Annotated in this window: 15 protein-coding genes and 1 pseudogene; 9 read left to right on the top strand and 7 right to left on the bottom strand. The window is 35.9% G+C overall.

Annotation, left to right across the window (positions count from 1 at the left end):
- Positions 1 to 181 precede the first annotated feature (181 nt).
- Entirely contained in the window at positions 182 to 1219 is a 1038-nt protein-coding gene (locus ACQKOG_RS05550; protein ID WP_427445484.1) for an NAD(P)/FAD-dependent oxidoreductase, read from the top strand.
- Between the two features lie 64 nt (positions 1220 to 1283).
- The gene (locus tag ACQKOG_RS05545; protein WP_370077171.1) at positions 1284 to 1625 is read left to right on the top strand and encodes a hypothetical protein; all 342 of its coding nucleotides are present in this window, start codon (positions 1284 to 1286) and stop codon (positions 1623 to 1625) included.
- A 57-nt stretch (positions 1626 to 1682) separates the two neighbouring features.
- On the opposite strand, the gene ACQKOG_RS05540 is transcribed toward ACQKOG_RS05545, so the two are convergent.
- Entirely contained in the window at positions 1683 to 1805 is a 123-nt protein-coding gene (locus tag ACQKOG_RS05540) for a hypothetical protein (RefSeq protein ID WP_256469487.1), read from the bottom strand.
- A gap of 290 nt (positions 1806 to 2095) precedes the next feature.
- On the opposite strand from ACQKOG_RS05540, the gene ACQKOG_RS05535 reads away from it, so the two are divergent.
- Positions 2096 to 2833 (top strand): polysaccharide deacetylase family protein, encoded by a 738-nt coding sequence (locus ACQKOG_RS05535; protein ID WP_370077169.1) that lies wholly within the window; start codon positions 2096 to 2098, stop codon positions 2831 to 2833.
- 102 nt (positions 2834 to 2935) lie between these two features.
- Here ACQKOG_RS05535 and ACQKOG_RS05530 read toward each other — a convergent pair whose 3' ends face one another.
- Positions 2936 to 3193, bottom strand: coding sequence for a hypothetical protein (locus ACQKOG_RS05530; RefSeq protein ID WP_370077167.1), 258 nt, complete (start codon positions 3191 to 3193; stop codon positions 2936 to 2938).
- Between the two features lie 107 nt (positions 3194 to 3300).
- Here ACQKOG_RS05530 and ACQKOG_RS05525 point away from each other — a divergent pair, with 107 nt between their 5' ends.
- A complete protein-coding gene (locus ACQKOG_RS05525) occupies positions 3301 to 4092 on the top strand; it encodes a DUF2268 domain-containing protein (RefSeq protein WP_402870029.1) in 792 nt (263 codons plus the stop codon).
- 258 nt (positions 4093 to 4350) lie between these two features.
- Here the strand turns inward: ACQKOG_RS05525 and ACQKOG_RS05520 are convergent, their stop codons facing one another.
- The 3 genes from ACQKOG_RS05520 to ACQKOG_RS05510 all read right to left on the bottom strand — a co-directional run bounded on the left by ACQKOG_RS05520 (position 4351) and on the right by ACQKOG_RS05510 (position 8047).
- Positions 4351 to 5673, bottom strand: coding sequence for a CitMHS family transporter (locus ACQKOG_RS05520; protein WP_370077163.1), 1323 nt, complete (start codon positions 5671 to 5673; stop codon positions 4351 to 4353).
- A 105-nt stretch (positions 5674 to 5778) separates the two neighbouring features.
- The gene (locus ACQKOG_RS05515; protein ID WP_427445477.1) at positions 5779 to 6492 is read right to left on the bottom strand and encodes a response regulator; all 714 of its coding nucleotides are present in this window, start codon (positions 6490 to 6492) and stop codon (positions 5779 to 5781) included.
- A complete protein-coding gene (locus ACQKOG_RS05510; protein WP_402870035.1) occupies positions 6461 to 8047 on the bottom strand; it encodes an ATP-binding protein in 1587 nt (528 codons plus the stop codon). Before ACQKOG_RS05510 ends, ACQKOG_RS05515 begins: the two co-directional genes overlap by 32 nt.
- Before the next feature lie 691 nt (positions 8048 to 8738).
- Between ACQKOG_RS05510 and ACQKOG_RS05505 the strand changes: the two genes are divergently transcribed.
- Together ACQKOG_RS05505 and ACQKOG_RS05500 are read left to right on the top strand one after the other, a co-directional pair.
- Positions 8739 to 9251, top strand: a complete 513-nt coding sequence (locus ACQKOG_RS05505) for a DNA-deoxyinosine glycosylase (RefSeq protein WP_370077157.1) — start codon at positions 8739 to 8741, stop codon at positions 9249 to 9251.
- A gap of 282 nt (positions 9252 to 9533) precedes the next feature.
- The gene (locus ACQKOG_RS05500; protein ID WP_370077155.1) at positions 9534 to 10010 is read left to right on the top strand and encodes a hypothetical protein; all 477 of its coding nucleotides are present in this window, start codon (positions 9534 to 9536) and stop codon (positions 10008 to 10010) included.
- Between the two features lie 235 nt (positions 10011 to 10245).
- Here the strand turns inward: ACQKOG_RS05500 and ACQKOG_RS05495 are convergent.
- Positions 10246 to 10744: pseudogene (locus tag ACQKOG_RS05495) on the bottom strand (SRPBCC family protein).
- A 133-nt stretch (positions 10745 to 10877) separates the two neighbouring features.
- Between ACQKOG_RS05495 and ACQKOG_RS05490 the strand changes: the two are divergent.
- Positions 10878 to 11237 (top strand): YybH family protein, encoded by a 360-nt coding sequence (locus tag ACQKOG_RS05490; protein ID WP_370077153.1) that lies wholly within the window; start codon positions 10878 to 10880, stop codon positions 11235 to 11237.
- On the opposite strand, the gene ACQKOG_RS05485 is transcribed toward ACQKOG_RS05490, so the two are convergent.
- Positions 11234 to 12028, bottom strand: coding sequence for a sulfite exporter TauE/SafE family protein (locus tag ACQKOG_RS05485; protein WP_370077151.1), 795 nt, complete (start codon positions 12026 to 12028; stop codon positions 11234 to 11236). The two genes, ACQKOG_RS05490 and ACQKOG_RS05485, sit on opposite strands and share 4 nt — an antisense overlap.
- 449 nt (positions 12029 to 12477) lie before the next feature.
- On the opposite strand from ACQKOG_RS05485, the gene ACQKOG_RS05480 reads away from it, so the two are divergent.
- Both ACQKOG_RS05480 and ACQKOG_RS05475 read left to right on the top strand, forming a co-directional pair.
- Complete coding sequence (locus ACQKOG_RS05480) at positions 12478 to 12972, top strand: DinB family protein (protein ID WP_370077145.1); 495 nt, start codon at positions 12478 to 12480, stop codon at positions 12970 to 12972.
- On the top strand, positions 12954 to 13784 hold the full coding sequence (locus tag ACQKOG_RS05475) for a helix-turn-helix domain-containing protein (protein WP_370077143.1): 831 nt from the start codon (positions 12954 to 12956) through the stop codon (positions 13782 to 13784). The genes ACQKOG_RS05480 and ACQKOG_RS05475 overlap by 19 nt, the downstream gene beginning before the upstream one ends.
- Positions 13785 to 13975 lie beyond the last annotated feature (191 nt).

Genomic DNA, 13975 nt, shown 5'->3' with positions numbered 1-13975 from the left:
CCTTTTCTCTATATACATATGGCGATAGATAAAAAGGTGTTCGACTTTTCATTAAAAATTATTTGTTACCTAAAACGAACGACGCAAATGTATTATCCTCGATCATAACTTTTAAAAACCTTATAAATGATGTCACAACCGATTAAGTAAATTCGTTATAAGGAAAAAAGGAGGAGTTATGATGAAGAATATTGTCATTGTAGGCGGGGGTTATGCTGGAATAAATTTATTAGAGGGATTAAAAAAGGAATTTCAAGGTCAAATCGGAAAATCAGTAAGAGTTATTTTAATTGATAAAAATAGTTATCATTTAAAAAAAGTATTACTTGTTCGGGCTGCGATAAGGGATATAAATTTGAAAATACCTTTTACCGAATATTGTCAGAACGGGATTGAATTTATTCAAGGGGAAGCATTAGCTCTTCAGAAGCAAAATCAACAAATTACTATTAAGATGGAAAACGAGAAAACTATAGATTTACATTATGATTACTTGGTGCTGGCATTTGGAAGTGTAATTAGAGAGATATCTAAAGGTTTTGGTGGAATCACTTTAAAAGATAAGCAGAGCTCCATAGAAATAAGAGAACAACTATTGTCACTGATGGAATCATTTAAAGCCTTGGAGAAATCACAACAAAACCAAAGTTTATTTAAGGTAGCTGTTGTAGGTGGAGGAATCGCAGGTATTGAAACAGCTGCTGAAATTGCTGTGTGGTCTAAAGAAAAGTTGGCAGAAGCAGGTGTTAATCCAAGTTTAGTGGAAGTTTTACTTTTTGATGCAAAGGATCGACTTTTACCAGAAGCACCTGTGAAAGTAAGTGAGAAACTCGTCAACCATCTTGAAAATATTGGGGTAGTCGTCAAAAATGAAACAAGGGTTTCTCATTGTAAAGATGGTCAGTTATCTACTAATGATGGCCAAAAATATTCTGTAGGAACTTGTATCTTTAATCCTGGGGTAGAAGCAAATCCAATCATTTCTAGATTAGGTTTACCTATCTCAGAAGAGCATCGAATTATTGTTAATCATTTCTATCAGGTTAAAGATGAGGAACATATTTATTCCATTGGAGATTGCGCATTAGTAGTAGATTATAAAAATAATCTTCCAGATGGTATGACATGTAAGGAAGCTATTCCACAAGCGACAAGGCTAAGTAAAATATTGAAGGCATCAATAAACCAAACACCAGTGAACATATTACACGAGTCATAAGCTAGTTAGAAAAAATAGTATAGTTACAGACAAGTTGGAAATAAAAAATACAGTGACTGTTTTCATGTCTGCTTTTCAACAAGGAAAGGTCAAGGAGCTTGTTCATATTTTAAAAGAAGATGTTGTTTATTATGCAGATGGTGGAGGAAAGGCTACAGCTGCATTACATCCTATTTACGGTCGTGAAAAAGTTTTCCGTTTATTATCTGCTCTTTTTCGTAAGTTTGAAAATAATGAAGAAAATTATACATTAGAATTGATGAATATTAATGGTACAACTGGCTTAGCATTAATACTCGAGAATAAAATTCAGGCAGTAATTGGCTTCGAAGTTGGACATGGACAAATCGAAGCAATTTATTATATGGTAAACCCTGAAAAGTTAAGATATGTTGCTGAAAATTGATTTATACGTAAAAAGTCAAAAGAATCAACCCGTATCATATGAGTTGATTCTTTAAAATTATTTTGTATAAGAAAGCATAGCTGTTTGCTTGAAATTTTTTAACGCAACCGTTGCCTCGTTTTTAGTTTTATATTCGAACATACGATAAGTATTTTGTTCAAAAACTGTAATAATCCACATAATGAAAGATCCCCTTTGTTGTTTTTTTTGTATTATAACAGATGGTGGAATGATTGATTTTTTCTTGCGTTGTTATATATCAGTTATGTCTTTTATTTTACATCAATTAGTGAAAAAAGAAAGTACTTTGTGAGTGTTTTCACATTTCGTTCAAAATATAACAGGAAATTTAATTTTTTTGAAATAGTTAAGAGGAGAAAACAGCCAAACCTTCACAAGTATAATTCAATGTAATTCGTAAATAGTAAGTTGACGGAGTTATGTGAATTAGAAATTGGGAGGTGATGCTTATGACACGTAAATATATATTGGTTTTATCCCTTTGTTTTTTAATTATATCGGTATTTTTTACAGGGCTGACAACTTATGCGGATAAAGGTCGACCTTATTATGAGGAGACAGGGGAAGTTGTGTGGGATATTAACACAAAAGACAAAATAATTGCTCTAACCTTTGACGATGGACCTCATCCCAAATATACCGCAGCTATTTTAGATTTATTGGCAAAGTATGATGCAAAGGCGACGTTTTTTGTTATTGGAAAAAATGCAGAAAAATATCCAGACCTTGTTTTACGATCTTATTCTGAAGGGCATGAGCTGGCCAATCATACGTATTCACATCCGTTTAAAGCTTCCGTAGCTGAATTACAGGCACAACTACGTAAGACAAAGGAAATAATTTATGGTATTACTGGATTTGCACCAGTTTTGTTTCGTCCTGTAGGTGGTTACTATAATGATCAAATGATCAATTCTGCTGTTAAGGATGGATACAAAGTAGTTATGTGGTCTTGGCATCAGGATACTCAAGATTGGAAACAGCCAGGAGTTAACAAAATTATCCAAAAAGTGATGAAGGGATCGAAGCCTGGAGATGTTATTTTGTTCCATGATGGAGGCGGAGATCGTACGCAGACCATTAAGGCGCTGGAAGAAATCTTACCAGAACTTAAAAAACAAGGTTATACATTTGTCACAATATCCGAGTTGATTAAAAGCAAACAGCAACAAGAGCAAGTGCAATAAGGAAAAACAAGCCATCTCAGCAACATGAAATGGCTTGTTTTTTTCCCCGATGACAGTAAGTCTTTCATCGCGCAGCGGATAGTATAATTAGTCATTTCAATATTACCAAAATAGTAGTGGTGCTAGGGCAATTCCGGCAACTGCTCCAAGTGCGATACCAACTCCAAAACCGGCTCCTGGTCCTCCCCAACCCCAATAACCTAAACCATAACCGCCAAATCGTCTATCAGGTTGAATCCATACCTGTCTTCTATCCACCCTAGTTATTTCTCCGTAATGTACTCTGCCACCTCGTTCTTCAATTCTTACACGTTTACCATGATATTGACAACAAAGATTATAAGTATTAGCTGGATTCACAAACTATCCCTCCTTTCGACTTCCTTATAAGCTAATATATGCGGTTGCAATCATTATCACTAGCCGATTGTCTACTTCAGACATAAGCTATAGTAAGGGGGGAATGTATGTCTGTAATACCAACAGATGAGTGGCTCAATCAATTAATAGCTAGTCAAAGGCTTAATCTCAGTAAAAACTTTGAAGACTTACAACGTTCTATTCTTTGCGATCGTTTAGTAGGGATTTTTATTGGTGGATCTCCAGATGAAATACAATTTGAACTACAGCAACAGGGGCTTTTTAAATCACATGAAAAAATAGACATTAACAAGTTAAAAAAACAAAACGTTTGGGAAGTAGTACAGAAGGAATTTAACTATTTAAAGGAGAAATGGAACGGTCCAACAATACCAATCTATATCTTTCCGATCACGCAGGAGCAAACGATTACTAATAAAAACGGTGTAGCCTATCCAAATGCTATGTTTTTATATATTGGAGAGCTTGAAAAGCAGGAGCTTAAAGCGTTATTTGCACATGAGTATAATCATGTTTGTCGTCTGCAATATTTAGATAAATCTCTAGATGAAGTGACTCTGTTAGATTCTTTAATTTTAGAGGGATTAGCAGAATGTGCAGTGGAGGAGATTTACGGTGATAAATGGTTAGCGCCATGGTTGAGGTCCTACTCATTAGATAAAATGCTAGAAATTTGGAAGGAACATTTTTTACATCAAATCAATATTCAGGGTTTAAACAATCATGCTGAATTTTTATATGGTGGAAAGCTTCCTCAATGGATAGGGTATTGTATTGGTTATGAAATTGTAAGGACGTATAAAAAAAATCATTCATCCAATAACCTGCATGTAAAAAGCTCAAAGGAAATACTTGATGGCTCTGATTTTCCATTATAATCAATACCTAAGTAAAAGGAGAAGTGGAGACTGGGCGACTCCTTGGGGTCAGATCAAGATCACAGATCGCAGCGTCACGGATGAAACCCTAGAGCACAGCGGATGTGTTCTGTGCGAAAGCAACAACAACAACAAAAGCGGCTCATCGGACGCCCCAGGAAAGCGCCCAGCCAGAACGGAAATCGACCCTACGCTATGAGGATAGAAAAATAACCAGTTGCCGATTAATACTCGACAACTGGTATTCTAGTTAATTTATTAGATAGCAATAATTCCTAGTGCTACAGCAATGAAAAGTAAAGTAATGCTCAATCCCCACATCCAGAAGAAAGAGTACTTTAAGTGTTTCCCCATTTCTAAGCCTGATAAGCCTAAAGCTAACCAAACAGCAGGGGCAAGTGGCGATACAAATGTACCTACAATATTACCAATAATCATTGCATAGGCAGTTGAAAGAGAATCAATATCGAAAGATAAGCCAATCTGTTCAACTACAGGGAATAAAGCGAAGTAATATGCATCTGTACTTAGTAATAAATCAAATGGTACCCCTAATACCCCGATAATGATATGTAAATAAGATGATAGGGCTGATGGTAGAATGTTTACAGCGTTGTTGGCAATTGCAGTTAACATCCCAGTACCATTAAGGATACCTAAAAATAATCCAGCAGCAATGATGATAGATGCCATCGTTAAGGCATTCGGAGCATGTGCTCGTACACGTTCCATCTGTTCTTTAGGAGAACGATAGTTGATTGGTAAGGCGATGGCCACCCCAATTAAAAAGGCTAGTCCTGCTGGTAAAATACCTGCAACTAAAATGCCGATAACAAGAACAGTAACAATTGCATTAATCCACAATAGTTTTGGTCGTTGTAAGCTTGTGTCTACTTCTGATGAAACAACACCTTGTGTAATAACATGATCATCATTTGTGAAGTCAAGGGTACCATATTGTTTTAGAATACGGCGCTTTTCTCTAAAACCAAGGAACACTGCTAAAGCTATCATTAACACGACACCAATGATTTGAATAGTGATTAAAGGATACCAAAGTTCAGTTACATCCGTCTCTAAAACTGAAGCAACACGACCTAATGGACCACCCCAAGGAATCATATTAATAACTGCTGCAGCTCCCCCAACTAGTAACAGCAATAGATATGGATTCATGCGTAAACGTAAATATAAAGGCAATAATGCTGGGATTGTAATTAAAAATGTTGAAGCACCAGAACCATCTAGCTGCGCTACTACAGCAATGATCACTGTTATTACTGCAACGACAATAATATTTCCTTTTGAAAGCGCAATCATTTTATTGATCAATGGTTCGAATAATCCTACATCCTGCATAATACCAAAGAAAATAATAGCAAAGATAAACATAACAGCTACGTTCATCACAGAGCTTAATCCAGAACTAAAGAATTCTCCTAATTCATCAAAATTAAAGCCAGCTATAAATGCTGCTACGATAGGTGGTATTACCATTGCTACAAGTGGTGATACACGACCACTAATAAGTAGAGCAACAATAATAATAATTGTTAAAAATCCAATTATACTTAAACTCAAAAATATTTCCTCCCTTTGTGATCAATCATTCTGATTATTTAAAAAATATCATAGTGCCAAAAGGAGGAAAACAATATAGTCATATGTTAAATAAAGAATATAATATTAGTTTTGTTCATAAGTTCCATGATATACATATTTCCGTTCAGGTCTTCCGACGGTGCCGTAAATCAATTTTGTCTGTAAAAACTGTTCGCCAACTAAGTATTCTAAATAACGGCGGGCTGTTGAACGACTTGAACCGATGAGTTCGCTTAATTGTGAGGCTGTAAGCTCCTGGGTTTTGAGATCTTCGAAAATGCTTTTAACAATCTGTAATGTGTGCAAATCAATGCCTTTTACAAACGTTTCTTCATCTATTATTTTATTGGTGGATTCCCTATAAAATAATGAATCAAGATCCTTTTGAGTGACATTTTTGCTATTTTGAAATAAATGATGTTCCTGTAAATATTTCTGAAATGCTCTTTGAAGTCGTTGCTCTTCAAAGGGTTTTATTAAGTAATCTGAAATCCCTAAGTCCAATATATCCTTTATTAAACTTATTTCAGTTGCTGCTGAGATTACGATAATTTTTATAGATGGATAGAGGTGGCGAATATGGCTTACTAATGAGCTACCTTCAACATCAGGAATATACAAATCTGTTAATATAATTTCTGGTAAACTAGAGGTCGTCTTTAGCTTTTCAATCGTTTCTTTTCCTGTGCGTAAATTTTCAGTAACGATAAATCCTTTTATATTATGAACATAATCTGCATGAATTTTTGCTACTCTAAAGTCATCTTCAATAATCCATACACTTTTTGATATTGTCATTCTCAATGTCTCCTTTAGGAACTATTATTAAAAAACATGCTCCTGATAAATCACCTGAATCCAATAAAATTTCCCCATTTATCTCCTGAAGGGCTTTCTTGCTTATAGCTAGCCCATGTCCGCGATCTAACCCTTCTTTAGTAGATACCCCTTTTGTAAAAATTTTATCGTACATATTGTTATCAATACCTGGTCCATTGTCTTGAATCTCAAATAAGTAATGATTTTTATAATTGTTAATTGATAGTTGAATCACTTTATCTGAGGATTCCCAGCTTTTTAAAGTTTCAATAGCGTTTTGAAGTACATTACCAAGAGCTGTTAGAATAGCGTTTTCTTGCTGCTTAGATAATTCGATAGATGAAGAAATTTCGTTTAGCTCGAGTTTGATGCCTAGTTCTGCGGCTTCTGCAATTTTCCCCTGAATTAATGCAAGTAGAAGAGGGGTTGTTACATTGCTATTTAAAAAAGCTTGATTTTTAAGTTGTATATTTCGTTCTTCTTTAATAAATTCAATGGCTTCGTTGTAATGCTTATGAACAAGTAAACCTAAAATGATATGAAGCTTATTAGCAAATTCATGAGTATATGCCCGTTGAACATTTGCATACTGCTTCATCTGTTTTAATTCATCGATGATTTTTTGAATATCTACTTTCTTTCTAAAGGTGTATAGTGAGCCAATTTTCCTTTTCTTTTCAACTAAAGGCGTTTTATTTAAAATGATAATATGCTCATCAAGTGGTAGCTCTAGATTATGAATGTTTTTCTCTGCAACAATTTTAGGCGTAAAAATATGTTCAATTTTTGCACCCATCCAATCTGATAGAGATTTATTGTGAGCTGAATCTAGCATTTCATAAGCACTTTTATTGATGGTCGTAATTTGATTAAAGTGATCGACAGCTATTATACCCTCGGCTGTTGTTTCTAAAATGACCTTGTTTTGTTGATATAACTTAGCAATTTGAATAGGTTCCATATTAAACAATAACTTTTTAATATAAATGGAAATAGCTATTGCACCCAATATGCCTATTATAAGAATAAATACGGTGTATTTGATCCATTTGTGAATATAGCTTTCGATGATTGTATCGATATTTTCTGTTAAAAAACCGACAGATACAACACCAATAATTTTATTGTCTAATATGATGGGGGCTTTACCTCGAATAGATTCGCCTAATGACCCTATAGTTTTAGAAATATAAGCTTGTCTATCTAGCAATGCAGCATCATTATCTCCACCAACCATTTTTTCTCCAATTTTATCTTTTATAGGATGTGAATAACGAATTCCTTCAGAATTACCAACGACAATATATGCTGCGCCAGTTTCTTTTCTTAAAGGCTCGACGATTGGTTGGATGATTTCACTTGGATTTTCTTTATCAAATGCGGTAATGATTTCTTCCATAGATGCGAGGGTTTTTGCAATATTTAATGCTTCCTCTCCCATCTGTTTTTCTGTCGTATCCCGAATATGTTCTTGCAAAAGATACATAAACATACCACATATTAAAAGAATCAAAATACTTATTAAAAAAATCATTTTAACTGTAAGAGATTGGAACCAACTTCTCATATTTCACCTCTATGTAGTTTGATACTCGGAATTAATTTTTCTTCGTATAGGCACTTTTAAAAAATAAGTGACAAAATAAGTGACAGTATGCTAACAAAAACATCTCAAAAAGAGTGCATTTGAATTAGTCTATCATAAATATCCAACAAATAGAGAAAGGCCCTCAAGCTTGATTTATTTTAAGATAGTGGAGAAACCATCACTAAAAGATGTGGAGGACATTTGTTATAAGTGGCTTTGAAAGTTGATTGGAGTGGAGGCTGGGCGACTCCTTGGGGATTAGCGATAGAGGAACGAAGGCTAAAACCATCACATCCTGTGGTAACGCCTTCGTGACCAACATCGGTGCTGCTGCCGCTACGTTAGCACTACGCTTTCGCGCAAAAAACATCTGTTGGCCCGAGACCCTGGAGCGAGCAACGCGAGTGAAGCGGCTCATCGGACGCCCCCAGGAAGCTTTGCTCTGTGCGAAAGCGAAGCGACAGCAATAACAAATGTTTTCTGTAGCGAAAGCAAAGCGTCAGCTACAAAGCGCCCAGCCGGAACGGAAATCAACCCCACTGTATAGTGATGAACCTTGATTTTTGATATTTGATACATGCCCTTCAATGACATTGACACAAATTTTCCGCTACAATTTAAGGAAGGAGTGATTGTAATGTCGAATGAACTTAAAAATGTATTACGACCAGTTATTGATTTATCAACGAAGGTGTTAATCGTCGGCTCAATGCCAGGAAAGCAATCATTAGAGAAACAACAATATTATGGTAACCAACGCAATCACTTTTGGCCGATTATTGGGGAAATATTAGAGATGGATGTACCTCAGGATTATGGACAAAGATTAAAATGGCTAAAGGACCATCATATTGGTCTCTGGGATACAATAGAATCGTGTGAGCGTAAAGGAAGCTTAGATGCGGCCATTCGTAATGAAAAACCGAATGATTTTAAAACGCTTTTTGAACACTATCCAAATATTGAGTTAGTGCTTTTCAATGGCGCAAAGTCATTCGAAGTTTTTAAAAAGCATATTGGCCTTGAGGTTTTAGATGGTCGAGCATATCAGAAAATGCCTTCTACTAGCCCAATACCAGGTAAAAATATTAAATCTTTTGAAGAAAAGCTTGAGGATTGGCGAGTGATGAACGCGTATTTGCCTAGATAATTACATTACAAAAAATCCCCTCCGATTAGTGTTATTTGACGGAGAGGATTATAAGTACTATTGAATAGGACATTACTGCCGAGTGTTTAGTTAGTTCCTGCGGGGCTTTAATAGAATTTAAAATGATATTTTTCAGCAAAGGTACGACTTTTTTTCTTGGAAAACATACCTTGTAAATACGATTACGCTTTAGAACGACTGAATACAAGACCAATGGGCAATTTGCTCAACGGTTATTAGCCCTTTTACATATATTGAATTATGTAAAGGGAGGGGTTTATCATGTACAATCCATATGAAGAAATTATGCCACTGCCAGAACCCGGTTTCGAACCATCATTTGGACTTCCTGGCTTTAGACCGCCACCATCATTTGGACCACCCGGTTTTGGACCACCACCATCATCTAGACCACCAAGTTTTGGGCCGCCACCACCGTCTGGACCGCCTGGTTTTGGGCCGCCACCATCATTTGGACCACCTAGTTTTGGACCACCACCAGCAGGTCAAATGCCTCTTGGACCACCGCCTAGCTTTGTGCCATCACTTCCACCTTTTGGAGTAGGTACAAGTGGTATTCAATCATGCTTATTCAGGAATACGTATATATGGATGTTAAATGGAACAGGCTTTTGGTTCTTCCTAACTGCTGTAGGAAGAGAGTTTATTGCAGGGTTCCGTTGGAGTAGTAGAAGTGGTTGGCGCTTCCAAACTATTGCAAGAAGAAATATTCGCTCGTATGAATGTTCGAGATGGTAATTAGGCGTATTAAGTAGCCATGTTAAACTTTGTTCCTCTATTACTAATCCCCAAGAAGTCGTCTAATCGGAACGAAGACAAACTATATTACTTAGCATGTATCTTCTAGTATGTTATTCCGAAAGCGAATAAAACGTAAATCACCTAAACGTCTGCATTGACCATTTTATTTTTCAACAAGAATAAAACTCCTAAAGCATGTGTCTCTGCTCTAGGAGTTTTATTCGTGATATGTTTAAATCTCCTCTACAGCATCCACAAGTTGTTTATACTCTGCAAACCATTTTTGCCATTCTTCCATTGGAAATTTCTCATGTACAGTTCCGTTTAATAAGTCCGAAAACAGGTTTAAGCATATATGCCAGCCGGCTAAATCTTTAGGCGTATGGTCAGTTAGCCCACCAATCGTTTCAAGTAATACTAATATAGAGCCATTGTCAGTGGGGGAGAGTTCAAATCTTACTGTATCTTTGCCCCAATCAAATTTCAAATTCGAGTACTTCCTTCTCGGCATAGTCTGTAATCGCTATTTCCTTATAAGCATTTGTTTCATCATTCATATTAAAATGGATTTTGCCATTCTTTCGAAGATCAATGATTTCTAAATTATTCATCCATTTTTGAAGCTTTTCATTCTCCGTTAATACGGCCCAAACAGCATCAGCTGAATGTGACAGCGGACGGTTGAATTTTACGACATAGTTATTTTGTTGTTTTTGAATAGTAGCGAGCATAAAGATCCTCCTTATTTACTTTACCTCATCATAAACTGTTTGAAATAGTCTTGTCACACCTTCTGCTATTTCATTCTTTTTTGTTTCTAAGTAGTAGAATTCCGGTTAATATTAGTAAAAAGGGGGAATTACCATGCCGTATCAACAAGCTTTAGAGAGTTATATTGCAGCGACAAACTCCCATGATTTTAATAACGTAAAGGAAATTTTGCATCCGCAAGCAGTGTATTGGTTTTCGGATAAAACATGCATAACCTTAGAAGAAATAGGTGCTTATTTTAATAATGCTTGGAATTTGATAAAGGAAGAGATATATTCAGCTACTAATGTCCAGTGGCTTACGGTTGATGAACAATCAGCTACCTGCATTTATACATACCACTATGAGGGCTATCATAACGGAAAATTTGTATCAGGTAGCGGAAGGGCAACGAATATTTTTACTGTCCTAAACAATGAATGGAAGTTAATTCATGAACATTTAAGTAGTTAAATGATTTTTATTGCTACTTGAATAAGTAGTAATGTAATGATGATTATTAGTAGTATTTTAGCTGCTTTTATCGGAATTTTCGGTAGAATTAAAAGTCCGAGTTGGGAGCCGATAATGGAGCCTATTGCCATCGCTATTGCATATTGCCATTGAATAAAGCCAGTTTGGTAAAATACTAAAAATGCCCCTGTACAGCTCCCGAATATAAGTACACGTGTGAGCTGCACAGCCTTTATGTAGGAGTAATGATAGCGTAAAAAATGCAGTATGCTGAAGGTTGAAGAGCCGGGTCCAAAGCCGCCATCATAAACTGCAATTAAAAATGGCTGCCATAATTTATTACTGTGTTTAGTGTTATTTTCTTCTGAGCTAATAGTCCATTCTTTATTTTTCAACGTTATAAATAGGGCGAAAATAAGTAGCATGCATGCAATAATATTCATTGTTTTTTCCGAGATGGATACTGTTAGGAGTGCTCCACACACGCCTCCGGCAATTGCTACAGCAACATATTTCATAATAGCTGCTAGACGAAGCTCTTTATGATAAAGAAGATAAAAGATGCTCGACAACGCTGCAATGCCCGATGAAAATTTATTCGTAGCAATGCCTGTTTGAATAGGTATACCAACAAGCATCATAGCAGGGATCGTAATTAGCCCAGCACCTCCAGCAAGTGTACCGATAAAAGCAGCAATAACTCCGATACCGACGAGCGTCAGTGAAAGCTTTGTATAAAAAAGTCCTATTGCAATGGCAACGGTCACAATGAAAATAAAAATTTTTTTCATAAGCGGCTCCTTTAATGTTGTTAGTTAAAGGGTAATGGTAAACAATTTATAAATCTAATATATTATTTTTCGTTTTGTATAAATGATATTTATACAAAGTACAACTGATTTTTTCTTTTTAAATACTACTCGAAATACAGTCTCCTTAAAGCTTCAACCTCTCCTAATTTATTATGCTTACGTTCATCTGCATAGCCCCTTTGAAATTGAAATATAAATAGTTATTATTGTAAGTAATGGAAGTCATTATTGAGCGAAGGGGATGGTAGCAGTGAAACAGAATATAAATCAATGGGGCGACTCACAAAATCCAACTTTCATCTTTTTACATGGATGAAAGGCTCTCCAATGCATGAGGTTTATATGAATAGAGTTCGTAACAAACAGTGGGAATTAAGCTGGTCGAAGCTACAGATTGTCTACTAAAATGAAGCGAAGGAGCTGAAGACTTGTATTACGATAAACATCAAATAATCTCGCATTATGAAAGATCTATCGTGTTTGTGGAAAGTTTATCAAACATAACAGAAGAACAATGGCGCACGTCTATAGAGCCTGGAAAATGGACGGTTGCAGAGGTCATTGGCCATCTTACTCCGTGGGATGAATTTGTGGTAAAACAACGTCTACCGTTTCTTTTTACAGAAGAAAGCTTACCAAAAGGACCGGCTGTAGAAGAGATGAATGCTAGTGCGGCAAGGAATAGTCGTGCACAAAGTAAAGAAGAAACGATAGCCGATTTTATCACTCAGAGACAGCAACTAATTGACGCACTTTATCAAATAGTGGTTAAGCAATGGCAGCAGCCTTTTACAATAGGTGCGTCAGAATTAACACTTTCCGGTTATTTTGCTAGTTTAGTAGATCATGATTTGCATCATTTTTCTCAAGTACAAAAAGTTTTAAAGAATATAGAGGGTATAAAGTGGATATCAAGCATTTAATCGATTATTATGCACATGCGTCTGTAAGTTTTACAGATGTTTTTACAAATAAAATGGAGCCGGGCCAAATAGATATTGGTCGAACAACAGCTCCTGGGAAGTGTGGCTTGGTTGTGCCGCTGGCGGGTAGCGCTATATTTAGCTTTAACGGTATCCCTTATGCAATGGAGCCGGGTATGGTCGTACACGCAGGGCCACAAATGCCAATCGAAATTAAAGTTACTAGCGATCAGGAATGGGAGTATGCAGTTGTACATTATCATATTCCTCCCGAAGAAATACCTCAATATCCATTATCAGCTCAGCATTTTTTAATCAATACAGGCTATCATACAAAAATTATTGACTATGTACAGCAGCTAATAGAAAGCCAAGCAATGCCAGGTAATATGTCAATATTCAAAGCAAAGATTCTATTTATGAATCTTTTGGAAGCCATTCTTATGTCGGCAAAAGTGAAGGTTCTTGATACGGCAAGTGAGCAGATGGAGCAAGCTTTACAGTATATACATGAGAATTATGCTAAACAACTTTCTGTTTCGAAAATTGCTGAAGAATTTGGCGTGGAGCGTCGTAGGTTTGCCTATTTGTTTGAACAGCATACTGGGATGAATCCTAGCATTTACTTAACGGAATATCGTATACGACGGTCGAAGGAGTTACTGAAATATGACAATTCGCCAGTAGCGGAAATAGCTGAATGTGTAGGTTATGTAGATTGCTTTTATTTTAGTCGAGTATTTAAAAAATGTACGGGAATGTCCCCGACAGCTTATCGGAAATTAATGATGGAGGAAGCTAAATACGTATAAAAAGTTGTTTCTTGAAAAAAGAAGCAGCTTTTTTGTTGTTTCAAATCGGCAAAAGTCCATGTGATTCATGAAATTGTCCATTCACAACAGGTTTTCTCTTTGTTAGGATAGTATCCGTAAATGATAATGAATATCAATTAAATTAATAAAGTCTATTGACTTATAAATGAAAATGATTATCATTATCAATA

The organism is Lysinibacillus sp. NPDC093216, assembly GCF_050280325.1.
GTDB lineage: Bacteria > Bacillota > Bacilli > Bacillales_A > Planococcaceae > Lysinibacillus.
Note: the sequence above shows the minus strand (reverse complement) of the source record. Positions and strands in the feature narration are given on the sequence as shown.

Bases quoted from the DNA above. Each gene is read 5' to 3' on its own strand.
- ACQKOG_RS05515 (WP_427445477.1), bottom strand. From the start codon at position 6,492: ATGACAATATCAAAAAGTGTATGGATTATTGAAGATGACTTTAGAGTA.
- ACQKOG_RS05535 (WP_370077169.1), top strand. From the start codon at position 2,096: ATGACACGTAAATATATATTGGTTTTATCCCTTTGTTTTTTAATTATA.
- ACQKOG_RS05500 (WP_370077155.1), top strand. From the start codon at position 9,534: ATGTACAATCCATATGAAGAAATTATGCCACTGCCAGAACCCGGTTTC.
- ACQKOG_RS05525 (WP_402870029.1), top strand. From the start codon at position 3,301: ATGTCTGTAATACCAACAGATGAGTGGCTCAATCAATTAATAGCTAGT.
- ACQKOG_RS05545 (WP_370077171.1), top strand. From the start codon at position 1,284: ATGTCTGCTTTTCAACAAGGAAAGGTCAAGGAGCTTGTTCATATTTTA.
- ACQKOG_RS05510 (WP_402870035.1), bottom strand. From the start codon at position 8,047: ATGATTTTTTTAATAAGTATTTTGATTCTTTTAATATGTGGTATGTTT.
- ACQKOG_RS05505 (WP_370077157.1), top strand. From the start codon at position 8,739: ATGTCGAATGAACTTAAAAATGTATTACGACCAGTTATTGATTTATCA.
- ACQKOG_RS05485 (WP_370077151.1), bottom strand. From the start codon at position 12,028: ATGAAAAAAATTTTTATTTTCATTGTGACCGTTGCCATTGCAATAGGA.
- ACQKOG_RS05550 (WP_427445484.1), top strand. From the start codon at position 182: ATGAAGAATATTGTCATTGTAGGCGGGGGTTATGCTGGAATAAATTTA.
- ACQKOG_RS05540 (WP_256469487.1), bottom strand. From the start codon at position 1,805: ATGTGGATTATTACAGTTTTTGAACAAAATACTTATCGTATGTTCGAA.
- ACQKOG_RS05490 (WP_370077153.1), top strand. From the start codon at position 10,878: ATGCCGTATCAACAAGCTTTAGAGAGTTATATTGCAGCGACAAACTCC.